The sequence below is a fragment of the Pseudomonas syringae KCTC 12500 genome (assembly GCF_000507185.2).
GTDB lineage: Bacteria > Pseudomonadota > Gammaproteobacteria > Pseudomonadales > Pseudomonadaceae > Aquipseudomonas > Aquipseudomonas syringae.
The window spans coordinates 478,978-502,105 of sequence record NZ_AYTM02000002.1; the positions used below are offsets into that span (position 1 = coordinate 478,978).

The window sequence follows — 23,128 nt, forward strand, 5'->3', positions numbered from 1 at the left end:
TTTCAGCGATGGCGATCTTCGGGCAACGGACGTCGCTTGCCTGTCAGCATCGACAAGGGCAGGTTGTCACGCACTTGAAAGCTTTCGAAGATGGCGGCGGCCATGTGCAGTACCACCAGGGCACACAAGGTGTTGGCGAGAATTTCATGGATGTCCTGCGGCCAGTCGGCGCCCCACAAGGCATCGACCTCTTCCATCAGAAAGCCGGTCAGGCCCATGCCGAAGATCAGCACCATCATTAGTACCATGACCAGCGCGCCGAGCGGGGAATGGCCGAGCCGATGGATCGGCCGCCGGTCGACCAGCGAGCGCATGTGCGCACGCAGGCGCGCCGGATGTGGCCAGAAATCGCTCCAGCGTGCGCTGCGCGGCCCAATGAATCCCCACACCACGCGCACCGCCAGCCAGGCAACCGCGTAATAGCCCAGCCAGATGTGCCAGTCGCCACCTGCTTCATTGAAGAAATAATTGGCAACAAAAACACCCGCGATCGAGACGTGAAACAGCCTGACCAGCGGGTCCCACAGGCGCAGGGAAACACGGCTCATTACTTGGTCTCGGTCTTCACCGCTTTACCCGTCACCGGATCGTGATAGATCTCGACCTTGCGCTTGTCCTTGTCGAAACCATAGATTTCGTAGCAGTTGCCGTCAGTCACCTTGAACTTGCTGATCTCGTAACCCTGAGCCTTGAGCTGCTCCTGGAATTTGGCCTGATCCTGCCATTGGGACTTGTCAGCCGTGGTGCATTGCGGGCCGGCAAGTGCCAGCGGGCTGGCCAGACACAGGGAAATCAGCAGGACTTTACGCATGACAGATACTCGCAAGCAGTTAAGGAGCGCCTACTGTGCGAAACGAATCTTAGGAAAAGCTTAATACGTAATAGCTCGTAACATCTTCCCGGACACACGGCACTTCGCGCTGCTGCCTGCTGACGGCATCATGGCGCCCTTCTTCCCACACTCACCGGTCAAACCCTATGCGCCTGCTTCTCGTCGAGGATGATCGAGCCATTGGTCAAGGCATCCGCGTGGCCCTGAATACCGAGGGCTACACCCTTGACTGGCTGGAGGACGGACTGAGCGCGCTGCACGCCTTGCGCAGCGAGCCATTCGACCTGTTGCTGCTCGACCTCGGATTGCCACGCATGGATGGCCTGGACCTGCTGCGCCAGTTGCGCGCTGAAGCGCTCACCCTGCCGGTGCTGATCCTGACTGCACGCGACGGGACTGCCGACCGTATTGCCGGTCTGGATGCCGGTGCGGACGACTACCTGATCAAGCCCTTCGACGTCGATGAATTGAAAGCCCGGGTCCGCGCCCTGCTCAGGCGCAGCCAGGGCCGTGCGCAACCGCTGCTGGAGCACGCGGGCATCAGCCTCGACCCGGCGTCGCAACAGGTCAGCTTCAAGGGCAGCGAAGTACCGATGACGCCGATGGAGTACCAACTGCTGCATCAACTGATGATCCGCCCCGGCAAAGTGGTCACCCGCGAGCGTTTGTCCAATACCCTGTACGGCTGGCAGGACAAGGTCGAAAGCAACACCTTGGAAGTGCTGATTCACAACCTGCGCAAGAAACTGTCTACCGAGCTGATCCGTACCGTGCGCGGCGTCGGCTACCTGCTGGAGCTCAAGGCATGACCTCGGTACGCGCGCGCATTCTGATCCCGGTACTGATGCTGTTGCTGCTCGGCGACCTGACCATCAGCCTGCTCGCCCTGCGCGACAGCCATCACGAAATCGAAGAAGTCTACGATGCACAACTGGCCCAGAGTGCACGCCTGCTGCAAGGTGTGCTGCGTCAGCGCGCAGCAGGTGAGCAGGACCTCGACAAGCTGTATCAGGCGTTCGATCAGGCCATGAGCCGGGTCGGCACCAGCGGCGTGGCCCATCCTTACGAAACCCGGCTGACCTTTCAGGTCTGGCGTACCTCGGGCGAGCTGCTGGTGCGCTCGGCCGAAGCGCCGCTGCTCAGTGCACCTCCGGCAACCGAAGGCTCCCATGATCTGGTCGAGAACGGGCACGAGTGGTGCGGCTTTCTCCTCGCCGATCCACAGCAGGGTTTTCTGATCTGGGTGGGTGAGCGCGATGACGTGCGCCAGGACCTGATTCAGCGCATTGTCAGTCACACGCTGTGGCCAACGCTGATCGGTGTGCCTCTGCTGGTGGTCGCGATATGGCTGGCCATAGGCTGGGGCCTGCGCCCGCTGCAAGCGATGGCCAGAGTCATCCGCAAACGCGATGCCGAAAGCCTCGAACCGCTTGATGTAACGCCCCTGCCCAAAGAACTGGAGCCCATGCAGTACGCGCTCAACCGCCTGCTGACCCAGATCGAGAGTGTGCTGGAGCGCGAGCGACGCTTCATCGCCGACGCGGCCCATGAACTGCGCACGCCGCTGACCATTCTGCGCATCCACGCGCAGAACGCACGCCAGGCCGAAACCCCGGAGCAACGCCTGGAAGCACTGGATTTCCTCGTGCATGGCGTCGACCGCGCCGCCCGCCTGGCCAGTCAGTTATTGACCATGGCACGCCTGGAACCGCGTCTTGAAGTCAGCCAGTTACAGACCTTCGAGCTAAACACACTGGTACGCGAGGAGATGGCCGAACTCACGCCACTGGCCCTGGAAAAGCGCGTCGATCTGGTGTTCGAGGAAGGCGAGGATTGCGTGATCCGCAGCGACCCGGCAGCCATCACCATTGCCCTGCAGAACCTGCTGACCAATGCGCTGAATTTCGCCCCGACCGCCAGCGAGATTCGCGTCGTCCTGCACACCCAGGAAGATGGCAGCGCGCACCTGTCAGTCGAAGACGCAGGGCCGGGTATCGACGAACAACAGAAGGCGCGCCTGTTCGAACGCTTTTACAGTCAGGGTCACAGCAATGGCGCAGGACTGGGGCTGGCGATCGTCGACATGATCGTGCGCAAACTGGAAAGCAGTCTGCACCTGCGCAACTCGGCCCAGGGCGGACTGTGTGCAGAGCTGCGCATCAAGAGCAGGACGAGCTGAACCCTGCTCGGCTCAAAGCACCACGCGCAGGCATTGCCCGGCGTGATACAGGGTGAAGCCCGCGTCGTAGGCCAGGCTGCGCAACGAACTGCCCGAGACCTTTTTGCCGCTTGAAAAACTCATCGGCAACGCAGTTGCATCGTCAGTCAGCAGGTAATCGGCAAAGCACTTGCCCACCAGCGTCCCGGTGGTCACCCCGCGGCCATTGAAACCGGTCGCCGCCAGCAAGCCTGGCGCTGGTTCGAAGAGGCGCAACAAGTGGTCCGGCGTGAAGCCGATGCGCCCGGTCCAGGTGCTCTGCCACTCGACCCGGCCCAGTTGCGGGAAGTAATGCTGCTGGACGCGATCCGCCCACTGACGAATGAACCACAGCGGATAATTGCCGGCGTTACCCAGGCTGCCCAGTAGCAGGCGCCCATGGGCATCACGACGAATGTTGCTGAGCACCGTGCGCGTATCCCACGAACCCTGCCCGCCGCGCAGAATCTGCGCCTGCTCGGCACCGCTGAGTGGCTGCGAAGCGACCTGATAGTAGTAGCCCGTGAAGATGTGATCCTTGATATCGGTCCACTCGCCTTCGGTGTAGGCATTGGACGCGATGATCACTTTCTCGGCGCTCACACTGCCCGCAGCAGTAGAGACCTTCCAGCCGTCAGCGGTGCGTTGCAAGCCGTTGACAGGAGAATCACCGAACACTTGCCCACCCTGCGCCACCACGTTGAGCGCCATGCCCGAGACATAGGCCATCGGGTTCACCGTGCCGGCGCGGTGATCGAGCAAGGCACCGCTGACCTTGTCGGTACCACAGGCGTCTTCGCAGGGTTTGCCGGTCAGTAATTCGACGTTGGCACCGCGCCGCTGCCACTGTGCGGCGCGGCTGCGCAAGTCAGCCAGGCCCTTGGCGTTATGCGCCATGTGCAGGTTGCCGGTGCGCGTGTCCTGGCAATCGATGCGGTACTGGTCGATGGTCGCAAACACCAGTGCCGGTGCCGCGCCCAATGCGCCATTCAGTCGACTGGCGTCGACGCTGCCCAGTACTTTGTCCAGCTGATCGGGCGCCACCCAGGTCCCGGCATTCACCAGGCCGACGTTGCGTCCGGAACCGCCATGCCCGACCTGGTGCGCTTCAATCACACACACCGACTTGCCGCCTTCCAGCAAGCGCAACGCCGCGGACAGACCGGTAAACCCGGCGCCGATGATGCACACGTCGGCGCTCCGCTCACCGCTCAGGGCCGGGCTGACCGGACGTTGCGGAGTCAATTGTTCCCACAGACAGCCTTCAGCAAACTGCACCATCGAAAAACTCCAGCAATGTCGGTGATAAGCGCCCGGTTCACATCAGTCGAACACGATGCCCTGAGCCAGCGGCAACTCGCGGGAGTAGTTAACGGTGTTGGTCTGCCGGCGCATGTAGGCGCGCCACGAATCGGAGCCGGACTCGCGGCCGCCACCGGTTTCCTTCTCGCCGCCAAATGCCCCGCCGATTTCAGCACCGCTGGTGCCGATATTGACGTTGGCAATCCCGCAATCGCTGCCCGCGGCGCTCTGGAAAGCCTCGGCCTCGCGCAGGTCGGTAGTGAAAATGCAAGACGACAGGCCTTGCGGTACTTCGTTGTTCAGGCGCAGGGCCTCTTCGAAGTCGTCGTAGGCCAGCACGTAGAGAATCGGCGCGAAGGTTTCGTGACGCACGACGTCGCTCTGGCCAGGCATTTCGGCAATGGCCGGCGTGACGTAGTAGCCGTTCGGGTATTTGTCCTGCAACTGACGCTCGCCACCGAACACCTGTCCGCCTTCGTCACGGGCCTTGGTCAGCGCGTTCTGCATGGCCGAAAACGCTTGCTGGTCAATCAGCGGACCGATCAGATTACCTTCACGCGGATCACCGACGCGCACCTTGGCGTAGGCCGCCTTGACGCGGGCGACCACTTCGTCCTTGATCGAACGGTGCACAATCAGGCGGCGCAACGTGGTGCAACGCTGACCGGCGGTGCCTACCGCACTGAACAGAATGCCGCGCACGGCCAGGTCCAGATCGGCGCTCGGGGCCAGAATCATCGCGTTGTTGCCACCCAGCTCCAGAATGCTGCGCCCGAAACGGGCGGCGACACGCGGACCGACTTCACGGCCCATGCGGGTGCTGCCGGTGGCGCTGATCAGCGCCACGCGCGGGTCATCGACCAGCGCTTCGCCGGCGTCACGATCACCAATCACCAATTGCGCCAGTGCTGCGGGGGCATCACCGAAAATCTTCAGCGCCTTGTCGAACAGCGCCTGACAGGCCAGTGCCGTCAGCGGGGTCTTTTCCGAAGGCTTCCAGATCACCGGATTGCCGCAGACCAGCGCCAGCGTGGTGTTCCAGGCCCAGACCGCGACCGGGAAGTTGAACGCGCTGATTACACCGACCACACCCAGCGGGTGCCAGGTTTCGCGCATATGATGACCGGGGCGCTCGGAGGCGATGGTCAGACCGTACAGCTGACGCGACAGACCGACGGCAAAGTCGCAGATGTCGATCATTTCCTGCACTTCACCCAGACCTTCCTGAGTGATCTTGCCGGCCTCGACCGACACCAGTTCGCCCAGATCAGCCTTATGCTCACGCAGCACCTCACCAAAGATCCGCACCAGCTCGCCACGCCGTGGGGCCGGCACTGTGCGCCACTTCAGAAACGCGCTGTGGGCGCTGTCGATACGCGCCACGACCTGTGCCTTGTCTTCAAGCGTGACCGAGGCAATGCGGCTGCCATCAATCGGGGTGTAAACCGGATAGTCCCCTTGTGTGTGGGCACTGTTCGCCACGCCCAGACGTGCTAGTAACTCGGCAACCATGTTGATTCTCCTGTCATGAAACCACGGTGGAAATCATCGATGACCTCAGTATCAAGCCACTCAGGGTCGGGCTACAAACGACGTTTTTGAAAAACATGATTCCTTTTAGGAATGAACTTCTGATCACTAGCAGCCAGAAAAGCCATTACATCGGGAATTATTGGAATGACCCGGTGATTTTATTTCGTTTGCGAGCGCTGCCCGATGTTTGTTTGGATAAGCCCATCATGATCACCCGGAGTCGGGGCCAGACCGATGAGCGAACACATCAGCGAATCCATTTCGTTTGTCCACAACATCACGCTGTCCCACGGCCGCAACGCTGAAGTCTGGGACACCGCCGGCAAACGCTACATCGACTTCGTCGGCGGCATCGGGGTGCTCAATCTGGGGCATTGCAACCCGCAGGTGGTCACGGCCATTCAGGATCAGGCGGCAAAGCTGACCCACTATTGCTTCAACGCCACGCCTCATGACCCGTACATCCGTTTCATGCAGCAGCTCACGCAGTTCGTGCCGGTCAGTTACCCCCTCAGCGGCATGCTCACCAACAGCGGTGCGGAAGCGGCCGAAAATGCGTTGAAGATCGTACGTGGCGCTACTGGCCGTACTTCGGTCATCGCATTCGATGGTGGCTTTCATGGCCGAACGCTGGCGACCCTGAACCTCAACGGCAAGGTAGCGCCCTATAAACAGAAAGTCGGCGTACTGCCCGGCCCGGTCTTTCACGTTCCGTTCCCCAGCAAGGATAACGGCGTGTCCACCGAGCAGGCACTCAAGGCCATGGACCGGCTGTTCAGCGTCGAGATCGACGTCAACGACGTGGGCTGCATCATCTTCGAACCGGTTCAGGGCGAAGGCGGTTTTCTGGCCATGCAGCCGGACTTTGCCCAGGTATTACGAGCGTTCTGCGATAAGCACGGCATCGTACTGATCGCCGATGAAATCCAGTCCGGCTTCGGCCGTACCGGGCAGCGTTTCGCGTTCAGTCGTCTGGGCATCGAGCCCGATCTGATTCTGCTGGGCAAAAGCATTGCGGGCGGCATCCCGCTGGGCGCCGTGGTAGGTCGCAAGCCGTTGCTGGACAACCTGCCCAAGGGCGGCCTGGGCGGTACCTATTCCGGCAACCCGATTGGCTGCGCAGCGGGCCTTGCGTCACTGGCGCAGATGACCGATGCCAACCTGTCCAGTTGGGGCGAGCAGCAGGAGCACGCCATCGTTTCACGCTATGAAGCCTGGCAGGCGAGCAAACTGTCGCCGTATCTGGGCAAGCTGACCGGTGTTGGCTGCATGCGCGGTATCGAACTGATCACGGCGGAGGGCGAGCCCGGCACCCGACAGCTCGCCGAGCTGCTGAGCTCAGCCAGGGACGCCGGGCTGCTGCTGATGCCCAGCGGCAAATCGCGGCATATTATCCGCCTGCTGATCCCGCTGACCATCGAGCCCGACGTGCTGCACGAAGGGCTGGATATTTTCGAGCGCTGCCTGGCGGCGCTGGCTTGAACCCGTACGGAGAAAACACCCTGATGAGCACAGCACGCTTTGCCGACCCGGATCAGATCCGCGCGGGTTTTTCTCGCGCCATGTCGCAGATGTACAAGCACGAAGTGCCGCTGTACGGGACGCTGATGGCGCTGGTGAGTGAAGTCAACGAACAGGTCATGACCCATGACAGCAGTGTGCTGGACAGCCTGCGCCAGACCGGTGAAATCCAGCGCCTGGACATGGAACGGCACGGTGCGATCCGCGTCGGCACGGCACAGGAACTGGCCACCCTCGCCCGCCTGTTCGCGGTCATGGGCATGCAGCCGGTGGGTTACTACGACCTGAGCGCGGCCGGCGTGCCGGTTCACTCCACCGCCTTTCGCGCCGTGCATGAGCAGGCGCTGCAGGTCAGTCCGTTTCGCGTGTTCACTTCGTTGCTGCGTCTGGAGCTGATCGAAAGCGACAGCCTGCGTGAATTCGCCGGTCAGGTGCTGGGCAAACGCAATATCTTCACGCCCGGCGCCCTGGCGTTAATCGACAAGCATGAAGCAGACGGCGGCTTGAGCGAAGCCGATGCGTCCGAGTTCATTCAGCAGGCGCTGGAAACCTTTCGCTGGCACAACACGGCGACGGTTTCGCTGGACGACTATCAGAAGCTGAACACTCAGCATCGCCTGATCGTTGATGTGGTGGCGTTTCGAGGTCCGCATATCAACCACCTGACGCCACGTACGCTGGACATCGATGCGGTTCAGGCCGGCATGCCTGGCAAGGGCATCACACCCAAAGCGGTGGTTGAAGGGCCGCCACGTCGCCAATGTCCGATCCTGCTGCGCCAGACCAGTTTCAAGGCGCTGGAAGAACCGATTGCCTTCATCGGCCAGGGTGACAGTCAGTCAGGTAGCCACTCGGCACGCTTCGGCGAGATCGAACAGCGTGGCGCTGCACTGACGCCCAAAGGCCGTGAGCTGTATGACCGGCTGCTGAACGATGCCCGCGAAGCGCTGGGCGAGTTCCCCAATGAGGCTAATGCCGTTCGCTATGCCGGGCTGCTGGAAGAAACGTTCAAAGCGTTTCCGGACAGCCACGCTGAAATGCGCAGGCAGGGTCTGGCCTACTTTCGCTATTTCCCGACCGAGTCAGGCATTTCCGCGCGCGCATCCGGCAGTCTGGAGCAGCTTGTCGAAGCAGGTCATGTGCGCTTCGAGCCACTGGTGTACGAAGACTTTTTGCCGGTCAGTGCGGCGGGCATCTTCCAGTCCAATCTGGGCGATAACGCACAGGCGCATTACGCGACGAATTCAAATCAGCAGGATTTCGAGCGGGCGCTGGGACGCGGGACGCTCAACGAACTGGACCTGTATGCCGACACCCAACGGCGTTCCCTGGAGAGATGCGCCAGGGAACTGGAACTGAGCAGTCCCGCCTGCTAATTAGTGGGAGCTTGCTCGCGAAGATGATGTTTCAGGCGATGCTTTTTTGGCGCCCATACCGAATCTTTCGCGAACAAGTTCGCTCCTACGGCCTTCGGCCAGAATCAAACGCGCACTTGTGTATAACGATGAGCGCTCTGCGTCACATTCCCGGTTCGCTACCCCTTGTCCAGAAGGCCGTCTTGGTTCTGCCCAACGGGCGTAGTAGCGGACTTGTCCGCGAAGGGGCCGCAAGCCTTCCCGAAAATATATCGCCTGAAACATCGTTTTCGCGAACAAGTTCGCTCCTGCGGCCTTCGGCCAGAATCAAAAGCGGACTTGTGTATAACGATGAGCGCTCTGCGTCACATTCCCGGTTCGCTACCCCTTGTCCAGAAGGCCGTCTTGGTTCTGCACAACGGGCGTAGGAGCGGACTTGTCCGCGAAGGGGCCGCAAGCCTTCCCGAGAATGTATCGCCTGAAACGTCGTCTTCGCGAACAAGTTCGCTCCTACGGCCTTCGGCCAGAATTAAAAGCGCACTTGTGCATAATGATGAGCGCTCTGCGTCACATTCCCGGTTCGCGACCCCTTGTCCAGAAGGCCGTCTTGGTTCTGCCCAACGGGCGTAGGAGCGGACTTGTCCGCGAAGGGGCCGCAAGCCTTCCCGAAAATATATCGCCTGAAACATCGTTTTCGCGAACAAGTTCGCTCCTACGGCCTTCGGCCAGAATCAAAAGCGGACTTGTGTATAACGATGAGCGCGCTGCGTCACATTCCCGGTTCGCTACCCCTTGTCCAGAAGGCCGTCTTGGTTCTGCCCAACGGGCGTAGGAGCGGACTTGTCCGCGAAGGGGCCGCAAGCCTTCCCGAAAATATATCGCCTGAAACATCGTCTTCGCGAACAAGTTCGCTTGTATGGTAAGACTTGAAGGGAGGAGGAGGGACTTAGTTCGCTTCTGACTGTTCGCGCAGTACAGACCCGTAGGAGATTTCACCCCTCCTCCTTTCACCCAAGCGCCGATAAAGAATGCTTAAGGCTCACAACCTACGATAGAAACAAGCCTGCGCCTCTGGGTGGCCCCTTCAAGTCTGTAAACCTTATCCCCGAGGAGGCGTTATGGCAATGCGGGTTACTCTGGAAAAACCGATCATCGGTGTAGATGTCGCCAAGAATGAGCTGGTGATCTACCACGATCAATATGATCGACTTGAGGCAATCCCCAATACCAAAGTCGCCATCACCCAATGGCTGAAGGCCTTGGCGAGCAGCTGCGCCATCGCCATCGAAGCCACTAACGTCTATCACGTCCTGTTCGCGGATGCGGCCCACGAAGCAGGCTGTGACATTTATATGGTGGATGGCTATCAGCTCAGTCATTACCGTAAAGGCGTCAACATACGCGCCAAAACCGATGCCCAAGATGCTCGTTTGTTGGCCCGATACCTGAAAAACGAGCTTGATGAGTTGCGGCCCTGGATACCTGCGAGCCCGCTTTATCGGCAGCTTCTGAGCCTGTTCCGACGTCGTGCAGCCTTGGTTCAGGCTCGTACTGGCCTGGTGCAAAGCTGGACCAACGAGCCTTTTCTGAGAACAGCGTTCGCCAATCAGGTCAACTCGATGAAACGATTTGAGGCGCTCGTTGAAAAGAAGATTCGCGATGTACTGCAGGAAGCCGGTCTGATGAGGCAGGTCAACCGCTGTATGAAAGTAGAAGGGATCGGCTTTCTGACTGCAGCTCGTTTGGTCACTTCTTTTCAGCGAGGCGAGTTCAGCGGAGCGAACGCCTTTATCGCGTTTCTTGGGCTGGACCTGAGAGTATCCAAATCAGGGCAAAGTGATGGACCTCGTCGATTGACCAAACGCGGCGATCCAGAAGCCCGACGGTTGCTGCACAACGCGGCTATGTCCGGGAGCCGTACGCCGGCCTGGAAGCCTTTTTATGAAGAGCAGAGAAAGCGTGGCTTTAGTACAACTCAAGCGCTGGTCATGCTCTCCCGAAAGTTGGCTCGAGTAGTCTTCGCTCTGTTAAAGAACCAGAGCGAATATCAAACAAAAGTGGCTTGAGGGCTTTGCCAAAACCATAGAATCTCCTACGGCCTTCGGCCAGAATCAAACGCGCACTTGTGTATAACGATGAGCGCGCTGCGTCACATTCCCGGTTCGCTACCCCTTGGGCAAAAGGCCGTTTTGATTCTGCCCAACGGGCGTAGGAGCGGACTTGTCCGCGAAGGGGCCTCAAGCCTTCCCGAGAATGTATCGCCTGAAACGTCGTCTTCGCGAACAAGTTCGCTCCTACGGCCTTCGGCCAGAATCAAAAGCGCATTTGTGTATAACGATGAGCGCGCTGCGTCACATTCCCGGTTCGCTACCCCTTGGGCAAAAGGCCGTTTTGATTCTGCCCAACGGGCGTAGGAGCGGACTTGTCCGCGAAGGGGCCGCAAGCCTTCACGAGAATGTATCGCCTGAAACATCGTTTTCGCGAACAAGTTCGCTCCTACGGCCTTCGGCCAGAATCAAAAGCGCACTTGTGCATAATGATGAGCGCGCTGCGTCACATTCCGGGGCGTTCTGTGTTCTGTTTAAAGCAACGATAAATAAAATTCGCAATATTGGTGTGCAACCTCGTGCTATGCATACTGCGGTTGCGTGTGGACAGCAAAGTGCCGTATTCAAAGGCTCATCCCTTCAAATAGCGCACCCTGTGATCCCCTTGCAAAGGCTCGAAGCAGCCTGGGTCTGGATCACATTCAGACCTCATAAAAATACCTGGCCGGATAACGGTCTCCATGACTTCATGGACTTTTCAACGCTGCCCTGGCGCTTCACCGCGCCGACCTGAAAAACAGAATAACGATTGATAAGGCCTGAAAAAGGCCATTCAGCAGGCAAGGGGATCATCATGCAAAACTCACACGCTGCAGTGTCGGGTGACAATCAGGCCGTTTCATCGACGGTGAAACTGTATGTCTGGGCCGCCGTTATCCTCACCATTGCCGAAATGATCGGTGCCGTCAGTATCCCGCTGGGCCCCGGCAAGGTGGTGTTGTTGCCGATGGTGTGGGCGCTGCTGCTGGGCGCGATGATCGGCCTTGCCAGCCGCCGTATGCCAGGCACCATTGGCATCGATCACGGCACGCAACTGCGCTCGGCCTCCATCCTGCAACCTGCCCTGCTGCTTTTCATTGCCAAGCTCGGCCTGGTGGTCGGCGGCTCGCTGCCGGTGGTGTTCGCCTCCGGGTGGGCGCTGATGTTTCAGGAGTTCGGCCACTTCGTCGGCACCGTGATGCTCGGTCTGCCGGTCGCACTGATGCTCGGTATCAAGCGCGAAGCCATCGGTGCGACCTTCTCGGTCGGCCGTGAGCCGAGCCTGGCAATCATCGGCGAGCGCTATGGCATGGACTCTCCTGAAGGTCGCGGCGTATTGGCCGAGTACCTGACGGGCACCCTGTTCGGCGCGCTGTTCATTGCCATCGTCGCCGGGTTTATCGCCAGCCTGGGGATCTTCCATCCCAACTCGCTGGCGATGGGCTCAGGCATCGGTTCGGGCAGCATGATGGCCGCCGCTGCCGGGGCGATTGCCGCACAACAAACACCGGAAGTCGCCAAGGAAGTCATGACGCTGGCGGCAGCCTCGAACCTGATCACCACCACCATCGGTACCTACTTCACCCTGTTCATCTCCCTGCCACTGGCGGTCTGGGGCTATCGTGTGCTCGAGCCGCTGATCGGCCGCACCACCAAGGCATCGATGAGCGAGGAAGGCCTGCGCCACAGCGACGTGTCGCTGGAGGTGCCGGAACTGGGCTGGTCGGGCAAGATCAGTGCGTGGCTGGCTGCGGGTGCACTGGCACTGATTGCCAACTATGTCGGCTACAAGACACTGTCAGGCGATGCCTTCACCGGCATGGGCATCATGATTTTCTGTGCCTTCGTGGGTGAGGTGTTTTGCAACCTGCTTCGCCGCAAGATCCCTGCGGTGTGCATGGTGTCGCTGGTGGCAATGTTCCTGACCTCGCCAGCTTGCCCCTGGGCCGCCGAGATTGCGCGGATCACCAGTTCGATCAACCTGTTGGCGGTCATTACTCCGATGCTGACCTTCGCCGGTCTGTCGATTGCCAAGGACCTCCCGGCCTTCCGCCGTTTGGGCTGGAGGATTGTACTGGTGTCGTTCCTCGCCAACTTCGGTACGTTCATTGGCGCGGTATTGATCGCTGAGCTGTTCCATTGATCCACACTGCCTGATTCGGCGCGAGTCAGCCCAGCGCCTCGTTCACCAGCCAGTCATGCACTGCGCGACGTGACGGGGTGCTCAGCGCCCCTTCGCGATAGGCCAGCACGTATTTCTTTCTGGCCTTGATCGGATGGCCGAAGGGCACGATCAGCAAGCCCTGCTCCAGCTCATCGGTGATCAGCGCCTTACGCGCAATGGCCACGCCCATGCCCATGCGCGCGGCGTCGATGGTCAGGTGATTACGATTGAACGTGTGACCGCGACGCACATCGATGCCATCGGCACCGATGGCCGTCAGGTAGAACTCCCACTCCGCATATTCATAGCTGCCGCGCCAGGCGGTGATGTCGTGCAGCAACGGGAAGTGCACCAGCTGACTCGGCGTATCCAGCGGCGGCTTGCCCACTAGCAAGTCAGGCGAGCAGACCGCAAACAGCTCTTCCTCCAGCAAGGGCGTAGTCGACAACCCCGGATAGCTGCCGTCGTTCAGGTCGATGGCCAGATCGAAATCGTCATCACGCAACGACCCGCTGCTGTCCTCGGCAATGATACGCAACTGAATGTCGGGAAACGCCGCCTGCAAGCGTGGCAGGCGCGGCATCAGCCATTTGCTCAAGAATGATGGAATGCAACGCAGCTTGAACACCCCGCCGATACGCCCGGAATACAGCAGGCGCAGTTCTTCGCTGATACGGCTCTGCACTTCGTTGGCGACCACCGCCAGACGCTGACCTTCAGCGGTCAGCTCAAGCCCGCGCCCGACCCGGTGGAACAGCGCAAAGCCCAGGCGCTCTTCGAGCTGGCGCATCTGCTGACTGATCGCGCCGGGGGTGACGTGCAATTCTTCCGCGCAGCGGGTGAAGGACAGGTGACGGGCCGCGCAGGCGAACACCTGTAGCCAGGCGTGCATCTGTGCGTTGAAGATTCTGCTCATTGAAGAGTTCCGCTAAAGCGTTGCATAGCAACAATCGTTTGTCGTTTCGACAGCCGAAGCCAAAGATGAGTAACAGAAAAAGGGGAATACCAAATTCCCGTGCATCATCTCACCTGAAGGACCTTCGTGATGGCTATCAGCGTCTTCGACATGTTCAAAATCGGCATCGGGCCGTCCAGTTCGCACACCGTCGGGCCAATGCGCGCCGGCGCACTGTTTGTGACCGAACTGCGCAATCACAACCGGTTGCACAGCGTAGAACGAATAGAGGTGCGATTGTACGGTTCTCTGTCGGCCACGGGCATCGGTCACGGCAGCGATCGCGCAACGGTCATGGGCCTGATGGGTGAGTGGCCTGACCAGATCGACCCTAGCCAGGTCAACCAGCGCATCGACGCGCTGCGTGCCGATAACCAGCTGATGCTGGCGGGCGAACAGGCCATCACCTTCGTCTGGGAGCGGGACATGTGCCTGCTCGATGAAAGCCTCCCCTACCATCCCAATGGCATGACGCTGTGCGCCTATGGCAAGAACGGCGAACTCCACGAGCAAACCTACTATTCGGTGGGCGGCGGCTTTGTAATTGACGCCGAGCAGGCAGCCAGTGGTGTACTGGACAGTGACACGACTGTGCTGCCTTATGACTTTTTCAGCGGCGCGCAACTGCTGAGGCTGTGCAAAACCCACGGCATGAGCATTTCCGAATTGATGATGGCCAACGAAAAGGTCTGGCGCAGCGAGGAAGAAATCCGCGAGAAAATCATGGTGATCTGGGCCGCGATGCGTGCCTGCGTCGACAAGGGCCTGGTGGAAACCGGCATCCTGCCCGGTGGCCTGAACGTGCGGAGACGTGCCTACCGCCTGCATCAGAACCTGCAGAACCTGGATAACCCCAACGTGATCGGCTCGACGCTGAGCGCCATGGAATGGGTCAACCTGTTCGCCCTCGCGGTCAACGAAGAAAACGCCGCAGGCGGGCGCATGGTGACGGCGCCCACCAACGGCGCGGCTGGCATCGTGCCCGCCGTGCTGCACTACTTCATGAAATTCAAACCCACGGCCAATGACGATGACGTGGTGCGCTTTTTCCTGAGCGCCGCTGCAGTCGGCATTCTGTGCAAGAAAAACGCTTCGATTTCCGGTGCCGAAGTCGGTTGTCAGGGTGAGGTAGGATCGGCCTGCGCGATGGCCGCCGCGGGCCTGGCAGAGATCCTCGGCGCGACGCCCGAGCAGGTAGAGAACGCTGCCGAGATTGGCCTGGAGCATAATCTGGGACTGACCTGCGATCCGGTCGGCGGGCTGGTGCAGATCCCCTGCATCGAGCGCAATGCGATTGCTGCCGTGAAGGCCATCAATGCCGCCCAGATGGCCCTGCGCGGCGACGGCGAGCACCACATCTCGCTGGACCACGCCATCCGCACCATGCGCGACACCGGCGCCGACATGCACGACAAATACAAGGAAACCTCACGCGGCGGCCTGGCGGTCAACCTGATCGAGTGCTGACAGGCATTCATCGGCGTCGCGACGTATTCGAGAGCGTCAGGGACAGTACATTTCCTGCGGATGTACCGTCCTTTTCGCGAACCGGTTAGCTCTATGGCCTACGGCCAGAATCAAAGGCTGGCGTAAGCGCGCGAGCCATTCAAGCCACCGGCAAACACTGCTCCACCAGCGAGGTCCACACCGCAACGCCGGGTTCGATGACCTGGTCGTTGAAGTCGTAGTAAGGGTTGTGCAACGCCGCCGACGGCTTCTCGCCGTCGACGCCCATCCAGATGTAAGCACCCGGACAGGCGTGCAGCATGAAGGCGAAGTCTTCGGAGGCCATCGACGGGTTGCAGCCCCACTGCACGTTGGCCTCGCCCACTGCAGCGACCGCTGCACGACGGATCGTGGCTGCCGCTTTGACATGGTTTTCGGTCACCGGGTAGCCGACGTTGTAGACCAGCTCGCCGCGCACGCCGAAGGCCGTCGGCAAACGCTCGACGAACTCGCCGATCAGGCGCTGGACCTTTTCCCGCACAGGGGTTTGCAGGCAACGCACGGTGCCACGCAGCGTGGCGGTTTCCGGGATCACGTTGATCGCCTCGCCGGCATTGAACTGAGTGATGCTGACCACCGCCGAATCGAGTGGCGACAGGCGCCGGGAGACGATGGTTTGCAGCCCCAGGACCAGTTCGGCCGCGGCCACGATCGGATCGTAGCCCTTGTCCGGCATGGCCGCGTGGCTGCCTTTGCCGGTCAGGATGATTTCAAAGGTGTCGAGCGACGCCATCATCGGCCCCGGATTGATCACCACCTTGCCCGCAGGCACACCCGGCCAGTTGTGCAGGCCGTAGATGGCTTCCATCGGAAAGCGCTCGAACAGCCCGTCTTCGATCATTCGCTGTGCGCCGCCGAGGTTCTCCTCGGCAGGCTGGAAGACGAAATGCACCGTACCGCGAAAGCGCCGAGTCTCGGCCAGATGCCTGGCGGTGGCCAGCAGGATCGCGGTGTGGCCATCGTGACCGCAGGCGTGCATGCAGCCCTTGTGGGTCGACTTGTGAACGCTGTCGCCCAGCTCCTGAATCGGCAAGGCATCCATGTCGGCACGCAGGCCGATGGTCGGGCCGTCGCCGTTACGCAGGGTGCCGACCACGCCAGTGCCGCCCAGACCACGGTGAATCTCGATGCCGAAACTGCTCAGCAGCTCAGCCACCTTGTCAGAGGTTTTCAGCTCCTGAAAGCCCAGTTCCGGCGCGGCGTGGAGCGTGCGGCGCCACACGGTTGCTTCGTCAATCAACGTTTTTGAAATGGACATGTGCTTACTCCAGACTCGCGCCGTAGCCAAAGCTGGCGGCTGGCTTGGCGGCGGTTTCGACCCAGACGCTTTTCACTTCACTGTACTCGCGCAGGGCATCCAGACCGGAAGACCGGCCATAACCACTCTCACCATAGCCGCCGAACGGCGAACTGACGTGAATAGTCTTGTAACCGTTGACCCAGAAGGTCCCGGCACGCACTTGTCTGGCAACGCGGTGAGCGCGGCCGACATCGCGGGTCCAGACACCACCGGCCAGGCCGAAACGGCTGTCGTTGGCGATGCGGATCGCATCCTCTTCGTCCTTGAATGGAATCGCCACCACCACCGGGCCGAAGATTTCTTCCTGCGCGCAATAGAGCTCGTTTGAGCCTGCCAGAACGGTCGGGTTGATGTAGTAACCGGGCTTTTCCGGGATCGGATCAGCATGCTCGCCCACCAGCTTCGCGCCGTCTTTGAGCGCTTGCTCGACCATGTTTTTCACGTGGTTGTATTGCTTGGCGTTGTTGATCGGGCCGATCTGGGTTTCAGGGTCGCTCGGATCACCGACCTTGAACTGTGTCGCTGCCACTGCCAGGGCATTGGTGAACTTCTCGAAGATCGATTCCTGCACCAGCAGGCGCGAACCGGAAACACAGCTCTGCCCGGCTCCGGAAAAGATCGCAGCCTGGGCACCGCGCAAGGCGACTTCCAGGTCGGCGTCGTCGAACACAATGTTGGCCGACTTGCCGCCCAGCTCCAGCACCGCAGGAATGCAACGCTGCGCTGCCGCCACGGCGATATGCCGGCCAGTGGCGGGTGAACCGACGAACACCACCTTGCGAATGTCAGCCTTGGCAATGAACGCCTGGCCGATGGAATGACCGAAACCGGCAATCACGTTGACCAGCCCTTTCGGCACGCCGGCACGTTCGATCAGCACGCCGACCATCAGCGAGCTGAGTGGGGTCAGTTCCGACGGCTTGAGAATGACCGCGTTGCCCGCTGCAATTGCCGGAGCGATCTGCCAGCCACAGGTGAAGATCGGCGCATTCCAGGGCGTGATCTGCAACACCGTGCCCAGCGGTTCGTAGGTCACGTAGTTCAGGTGCGTGGTCGGCACCGGGATGATCTCGCCGTGCAGCTTGTCCGCCCAGCCGGCGTAATACTCGAACATCTCAGCCACTTTGAGTACTTCGACACGGGCATCGCGGATCGGCTTGTTGGCGGTCAGGGATTCGATCTGCGCGAGGTTTTCCAGCTCGTCACGAATCAGATTGCCCACCTGATACATGGCGCGGCCACGTGCCTGAGCGGTCAGTGCCCACCATTGTTGTTGAGCAGCCCTGGCGGCCTTGTCGGCCACTTCGACCAACGACTCGTCGGCGTCCGGAAAACTCAGCAGCAGGCTGTCGTCATGGGCATTGCGCACTTCGACGGGCGCGCCGTGACCTTCGATGAACTGGCCGCCGACGTAGCTGGCGATGACACTGCGATCGCCCCAGTAAGGACGCATCAGTTCGAGGATTTTTACAGTGCTCATCGCTTATTCTCCATGACCGTAAAGTTTGCCATCGGTGCGTTGCACGATGGCGCAGAAGTCTTCGTTGTCCGCCAGGGTTTCACTGCTGGCCTGCCACAACTGGGCGACAACGCGCGACAGCGGCAGGTCCATGTCCAGGCTGTCCGCCAGATCGCTGGCCAGGCCGACGTCCTTGCGCATCAGGCCCATGGTGAAACCAGAGTCATACGCTTTGTTGAGTACCCAGGTCGGGAACATGACTTGCGTGGCACCACTGCGCCCGGAACCGGCATTCAGGCCCTGCAGAAGTTTTTCCGGATCCACCCCTGCGCGCGCGGCCATCGCCACGGCTTCGGCAGTGCTGATCAGGTGACAGGCGGCGAGCATGTTGTTGGCGATTTTGGCGACGTTGCCTGCGCCACATTGCCCGACGTGCACGCGTGTGCCGCTCATGCCTTCCAGGACCGGCATGGCGCGCGCCAGGTCAGCGTCCTCGGCACCGATCACCATCGACATGGTGCCGGTGGCAGCGCCTTTCGGGCCGCCAGACACCGGCGCGTCGATGAATGCGATGCCGTTTTTCGCCAGTTCGGCGGCGACCTTGCGGCTCATTTCCGGCGTCGACGTCGTGGTATCGACAACGATAAGGCCCTTGCGCCCCACCTCGTTGATGCCACCCGCGCCGAGGCACACCGATTCCACGTGCTCGGCCTTGGGCAGCGAGAGGACCAGAATGTCCACGCTTTGAATCAGTTGCGTGCGGTCGGCAACCGGCTTGACGCCCTTGCTTTCGGCCTGGGCCAGCGCGGCCTGCGACAGGTCGAAGCCGCTGACATCAAAGCCCTTGCCCGCCAGGGTGGCAGCCATGCCGCCGCCCATGTTGCCCAATCCGATCACACCTGCTTTCAGAGTCATGTCTGCATCCCGATCAAAGATTTTGTACGAATTAGAGGATGACGCTGCGAGCCCTTTCGGCCTGCAATGCGCTGATGATTCGAGTATGGACAGCGCTCTCCCCTCTCAGCAATAATCCAAAAATCGAATTTATGTTGCCTTTAGCGCAACACTGGAAGCCCATGAGCCTCGTTCAAGATCGACGCATCCTGTATTTTTTCGAAGCCGTACGATTGGGCAGCGTCCGGGCTGCCGCCGACTTCCTCAACGTTGCGCCTTCGGCGGTGAGCCGCCAGATCGCACAACTGGAACAGGAGCTGGGCTCTCCCCTGCTGGAGCGTCATCGACGCGGCGTCAAACCGACCGAGGCGGGCGACAAGGTGCTGGCCTACTACCGCCAGCGATTGACGCAGCAGGAGGTTTTGCTGGATTCGATTCAGGCCTTGAAAGGCTTGCACAGCGGCTCGGTGACACTGGTCTCCGGGGAGGGTTTTCTGGAAAGTCTCGCGCAGCCGCTGGCCCGGTTTTCCGAGCTGTACCCCAGGATCGAACTGATCGTGAACGTCTGTGGCAGCAACGAAGTGATTCGCCAGGTGGTCGAGGATGAAGCGCACATCGGTCTGGTCTTCAACCCGGCTGCCGACCCGAAAATCCGCTCGCATGCGCATCAGCGTCAACCGGTCTGTGTGATCACTGCGCCAGATCATCCGCTGGCCGAAGAACCTGGCCCGATACAGCTGCGGGCACTTGAAGACTACCGTGTTGCCCTGCCTGCCGTGTCTTACGGTATCCGCCAGATTCTGCTGCAAGCCGAGCATCAGTTGGGCATCACCGTGCAGCCGACGCTGACCTGCAGCACCTTCGCGATGCTCAAGCATTTCGCCATGCAGGGTGGCGTCACGCTGCTGCCGACCTTTGTCGTGGAGGAAGAAATAAAGGCCGGAAGATTGCGTGCCCTGCCCTTGCAGCATGAGGTGTTCAGCAGCCCGCAGACTCACCTGATCAGCCGATTGGGCCGTCAACTGAGCGTCGGCGCCAATCGCCTGATGGGCATGCTGTTGCAGAATATGACAGCATTCCGCAACTGACCTACCGTTAGTCCCCACGTCAAGCAATCGCGCTGAACCAACAAAAACCTCATGGTTCATCTTCAGTAACGGATCGGAATTTTCTGCTACCACTGAGGATTAACCATGAGAGCTTTGACTTACCACGGCGCGAACAGTGTGAAGGTCGATACAGTGCCGGACCCTGTGATCGAGCAAGCGGATGACATCATTCTGCGCGTCACGGCGACCGCTATCTGCGGTTCCGACCTGCACTTGTATCGCGGCAAAATCCCTACGGTTGAACACGGCGACATCTTCGGTCACGAGTTCATGGGCGTCGTGGAAGAAACCGGCTCGGCCGTCACGGCTGTGGCCAAAGGCGATCGCGTGGTGATCCCGTTTGTCATCGCCTGCGGCAGCTGCTTTTTCTGCAACCTCGACCAGTTCGCGGCCTGCGAAACCACCAACACCGGACGTGGCGCGATTATCAACAAAAAGTCGATTCCACCAGGGGCGGCGCTGTTCGGCTTCAGCCATCTGTATGGCGGCGTCCCGGGCGGCCAGGCTGAATACGTGCGAGTGCCCAAGGCCAACGTCGGTCCGTTCAAGGTGCCAGGCACGCTGGCTGACGAGAAGGTTCTGTTCCTTTCCGATATTCTTCCCACCGCCTGGCAGGCTGTACTCAACGCCGGGATTGGCCAGGGCTCGACGGTTGCCATTTACGGCGCTGGCCCGGTCGGCCTGATGAGCGCAGCGTGCGCAAAAATGCTCGGTGCCGAGAAGATCTTCATGGTCGATCACCATCCGTATCGTCTGGCTTATGCGCAGAAAACCTACGGCGTTATCCCGATCAACTTCGATGAAGACGATGACCCGGCCGACACGATCATTCGCCAGACCGCCGGCATGCGCGGTGTGGATGGGGTAGTGGACGCAGTGGGTTTCGAGGCCAAGGGCAGCACCACTGAAACCATTCTCGCCACGCTGAAACTGGAAGGCAGCAGCGGCAAGGCGTTGCGTCAGTGCATCGCGGCGGTACGCCGTGGTGGCGTGGTCAGTGTGCCAGGGGTTTATGCCGGGTTCATCCACGGCTTCATGTTCGGCGATGCGTTCGACAAGGGCCTGACCTTCAAAATGGGCCAGACCCACGTGCATCGCTTCATGCCTGAATTGCTGCAGCATATCGAGGCCGGCCGCCTGGAACCCGAAGCCATCATCACGCACCGGATGTCACTGGAAGATGCGGCGAAGGGCTACAAGCTGTTCGACAAGAAGGAAGAGGATTGCCGCAAGGTCATACTCACACCCGGCAACAACACCATTGTGGTGCCGGACGACAAGACCGAAGCCCTGGTCGGGGGTGGCGTGCCGGCTATGTAAGGTACGGGTTCGCCTTTAATTCTAGCTTAAGGCCGCAGGAGCGAACGTGTTCGGGAACGGTATTGCAGACGATGTATGTTCATCGTTCATACCGCCCCCTTCGCGAACAAGTTCGCTCCTACGCCCTGCGGGCAGAAGCCTGAAAACGGTGTTTCAGACGATATATGTTCATCGTTCATACCGCCCCCTTCGCGAACAAGTTCGCTCCTACGCCCTGCGGGCAGAGGCCTGAAAACGGTGTTTCAGACGATGTATGTTCATCGTTCATGCCGCCCCCTTCGCGAACAAGTTCGCTCCTACGCCCTGCGGGCAGAGGCCTGAAAACGGTGTTTCAGACGATGTATGTTCATCGTTCATGCCGCCCCCTTCGCGAACAAGTTCGCTCCTACGCCCTGCGGGCAGAAGCTTGAAAACGGTGTTTCAGACGATATATGTTCATCGTTCATACCGCCCCCTTCGCGAACAAGTTCGCTCCTACGCCCTGCGGGCAGAAGCCTGAAAACGGTGTTTCAGACGATGTATGTTTACCATTCATGCCGCCCCCTTCGCGAACACGTTCGCTCCTACGCCCTGCGGGCAGAGGCCTGAGAACAGTATTTCAGACGATGTATGTTCATCGTTCATGCCGCCCCTTTCGCGAATACGTTCGCTCCTACCCTACGCCCTGCGGGCAGAAGCTTGAAAATGTCACTACCACGCAGAGCGCTCATCGTTATGCGCACGTTCGCTTTTGACTCTGGCCGTAGGCCGTAGGAGCGAACTTGTTCGCGAACGGTATTGCAGACGATGTATGTTCATCGTTCGTGCCGCCCCTTTCGCGAACACGTTCGCTCCTGCGCCCTGCGGGCAAACGCCATCACCGGCTCAGATAGGCGAACCGGCCTATGAACGGTTTGCCGATCGGGTCGGCTAGGTCGCCGTGTTTGCTGGTGGTCAGGCCCAGATCCACCAGTGATTCGGCCAGTTTCACCGCCGCTGCCACGCCGTCGATGACCGGCAGGCCGATCGCTTCGCTCAACTGCCTGCCCAGATCCGCCATGCCGCCGCAACCCAACACAATGGCTCCCGCCCCTTCTTCGTCACGGGCGCGCCGGGCCTGTTCGGCCATGCATTCGATGAGCTCCGGCCCGCTTTCCTCCAGCGCCAGCACTGGCAGATTGATACAGCGCACCGATGTGCACAACTCACTGAAGCCATAACGCTGCAACAGATGCTCGGCAATGATCCGCGTGCGGGTCAGCGTGGTGACCACGGCGAAACGGGTGGAAATCAGGCTGGCCATATGAAAGGCCGCTTCGGCGATGCCGATCACCGGGGCGCTGGCGTACTCGCGTGCCGCCAGCAGGCCAGGGTCGCCGAAACAGGCGATGATGTGCGCGTCGACCTGTTGCTCGCGCCCCTTGCGCACTTCTTCGAGCACGCCCAGCGTCGCTATCGCCTCATCGAAATGGCCTTCGATGGACACCGGGCCATCCTCCGGACTGCAGGCGATGATCTGCGTGCCTGGGCGCGCCACGGCTTGCGCGGCCAGGCCGATCTTGTGGGTCATGGCTTCGCTGGTATTGGGGTTGATTACTTGAATACGCACCGGAAC

The 23,128-nt window shown here is 60.4% G+C and carries 19 protein-coding genes; 9 read left to right on the top strand and 10 right to left on the bottom strand.

What is annotated here, in order from left to right:
* Positions 1-2: 2 nt before the first annotated feature.
* Both V476_RS02650 and V476_RS02655 read right to left on the bottom strand, forming a co-directional pair.
* The gene (locus V476_RS02650) at positions 3-548 is read right to left on the bottom strand and encodes a cytochrome b/b6 domain-containing protein (RefSeq protein WP_024960313.1); all 546 of its coding nucleotides are present in this window, start codon (positions 546-548) and stop codon (positions 3-5) included.
* Positions 548-811: a PepSY domain-containing protein gene (locus V476_RS02655; RefSeq protein ID WP_003349279.1), complete on the bottom strand. Its 264-nt coding sequence runs from the start codon at positions 809-811 to the stop codon at positions 548-550. Before V476_RS02655 ends, V476_RS02650 begins: the two co-directional genes overlap by 1 nt.
* Positions 812-978: 167 nt before the next feature.
* Between V476_RS02655 and V476_RS02660 the strand changes: the two genes are divergently transcribed.
* Both V476_RS02660 and V476_RS02665 read left to right on the top strand, forming a co-directional pair.
* Positions 979-1,641 (top strand): response regulator, encoded by a 663-nt coding sequence (locus V476_RS02660; RefSeq protein ID WP_003412541.1) that lies wholly within the window; start codon positions 979-981, stop codon positions 1,639-1,641.
* Positions 1,638-3,011, top strand: a complete 1,374-nt coding sequence (locus tag V476_RS02665; RefSeq protein ID WP_003427583.1) for a sensor histidine kinase — start codon at positions 1,638-1,640, stop codon at positions 3,009-3,011. Before V476_RS02660 ends, V476_RS02665 begins: the two co-directional genes overlap by 4 nt.
* 12 nt (positions 3,012-3,023) lie before the next feature.
* On the opposite strand, the gene amaA is transcribed toward V476_RS02665, so the two are convergent.
* Positions 3,024-4,310 carry an L-pipecolate oxidase gene (amaA, locus tag V476_RS02670; protein WP_024960314.1) on the bottom strand — a complete coding sequence of 429 codons (1,287 nt, stop codon included), beginning with the start codon at positions 4,308-4,310 and terminating at the stop codon, positions 3,024-3,026.
* A gap of 42 nt (positions 4,311-4,352) precedes the next feature.
* Positions 4,353-5,843 carry an L-piperidine-6-carboxylate dehydrogenase gene (gene amaB / locus V476_RS02675; RefSeq protein WP_027902966.1) on the bottom strand — a complete coding sequence of 497 codons (1,491 nt, stop codon included), beginning with the start codon at positions 5,841-5,843 and terminating at the stop codon, positions 4,353-4,355.
* Positions 5,844-6,098: 255 nt separating this feature from the next.
* Between amaB and V476_RS02680 the strand changes: the two genes are divergently transcribed.
* From V476_RS02680 to V476_RS02690, 3 genes are all read left to right on the top strand, one after another.
* Positions 6,099-7,346 carry a 2-aminoadipate transaminase gene (locus tag V476_RS02680; protein ID WP_027902965.1) on the top strand — a complete coding sequence of 416 codons (1,248 nt, stop codon included), beginning with the start codon at positions 6,099-6,101 and terminating at the stop codon, positions 7,344-7,346.
* Positions 7,347-7,369: 23 nt separating this feature from the next.
* Positions 7,370-8,761 carry a 2-oxoadipate dioxygenase/decarboxylase HglS gene (hglS, locus tag V476_RS02685; protein WP_024961501.1) on the top strand — a complete coding sequence of 464 codons (1,392 nt, stop codon included), beginning with the start codon at positions 7,370-7,372 and terminating at the stop codon, positions 8,759-8,761.
* A 1,097-nt stretch (positions 8,762-9,858) separates the two neighbouring features.
* Complete coding sequence (locus V476_RS02690) at positions 9,859-10,806, top strand: IS110 family RNA-guided transposase (protein ID WP_051128927.1); 948 nt, start codon at positions 9,859-9,861, stop codon at positions 10,804-10,806.
* Positions 10,807-11,496: 690 nt separating this feature from the next.
* Here V476_RS02690 and V476_RS28430 read toward each other — a convergent pair.
* Complete coding sequence (locus V476_RS28430) at positions 11,497-11,643, bottom strand: hypothetical protein (protein ID WP_154284840.1); 147 nt, start codon at positions 11,641-11,643, stop codon at positions 11,497-11,499.
* Here V476_RS28430 and V476_RS02695 point away from each other — a divergent pair.
* A complete protein-coding gene (locus V476_RS02695) occupies positions 11,642-12,970 on the top strand; it encodes a DUF3100 domain-containing protein (protein WP_003314780.1) in 1,329 nt (442 codons plus the stop codon). The genes V476_RS28430 and V476_RS02695 overlap by 2 nt on opposite strands.
* A gap of 25 nt (positions 12,971-12,995) precedes the next feature.
* Here V476_RS02695 and V476_RS02700 read toward each other — a convergent pair whose 3' ends face one another.
* Positions 12,996-13,907: a LysR substrate-binding domain-containing protein gene (locus V476_RS02700; RefSeq protein ID WP_003314779.1), complete on the bottom strand. Its 912-nt coding sequence runs from the start codon at positions 13,905-13,907 to the stop codon at positions 12,996-12,998.
* Positions 13,908-14,036: 129 nt separating this feature from the next.
* Between V476_RS02700 and V476_RS02705 the strand changes: the two genes are divergently transcribed.
* Positions 14,037-15,413 (top strand): L-serine ammonia-lyase, encoded by a 1,377-nt coding sequence (locus tag V476_RS02705; protein WP_024664098.1) that lies wholly within the window; start codon positions 14,037-14,039, stop codon positions 15,411-15,413.
* A gap of 139 nt (positions 15,414-15,552) precedes the next feature.
* Here V476_RS02705 and V476_RS02710 read toward each other — a convergent pair whose 3' ends face one another.
* From V476_RS02710 to V476_RS02720, 3 genes are read right to left on the bottom strand one after another with little or no spacing between them, the layout of a single operon-like run.
* Positions 15,553-16,710, bottom strand: a complete 1,158-nt coding sequence (locus V476_RS02710; RefSeq protein ID WP_024961485.1) for a M20 aminoacylase family protein — start codon at positions 16,708-16,710, stop codon at positions 15,553-15,555.
* 4 nt (positions 16,711-16,714) lie between these two features.
* Positions 16,715-18,232 carry an aldehyde dehydrogenase family protein gene (locus V476_RS02715; protein WP_024961484.1) on the bottom strand — a complete coding sequence of 506 codons (1,518 nt, stop codon included), beginning with the start codon at positions 18,230-18,232 and terminating at the stop codon, positions 16,715-16,717.
* A 3-nt stretch (positions 18,233-18,235) separates the two neighbouring features.
* Positions 18,236-19,126 (bottom strand): NAD(P)-dependent oxidoreductase, encoded by an 891-nt coding sequence (locus tag V476_RS02720; RefSeq protein WP_024961483.1) that lies wholly within the window; start codon positions 19,124-19,126, stop codon positions 18,236-18,238.
* Positions 19,127-19,287: 161 nt separating this feature from the next.
* Between V476_RS02720 and V476_RS02725 the strand changes: the two genes are divergently transcribed.
* Complete coding sequence (locus V476_RS02725) at positions 19,288-20,193, top strand: LysR family transcriptional regulator (RefSeq protein ID WP_024961482.1); 906 nt, start codon at positions 19,288-19,290, stop codon at positions 20,191-20,193.
* A 105-nt stretch (positions 20,194-20,298) separates the two neighbouring features.
* Positions 20,299-21,534, top strand: a complete 1,236-nt coding sequence (locus tag V476_RS02730) for a zinc-dependent alcohol dehydrogenase (protein ID WP_024961481.1) — start codon at positions 20,299-20,301, stop codon at positions 21,532-21,534.
* Between the two features lie 856 nt (positions 21,535-22,390).
* Here the strand turns inward: V476_RS02730 and V476_RS02735 are convergent.
* On the bottom strand, positions 22,391-23,122 hold the full coding sequence (locus V476_RS02735) for an aspartate/glutamate racemase family protein (protein ID WP_024960002.1): 732 nt from the start codon (positions 23,120-23,122) through the stop codon (positions 22,391-22,393).
* Positions 23,123-23,128 lie beyond the last annotated feature (6 nt).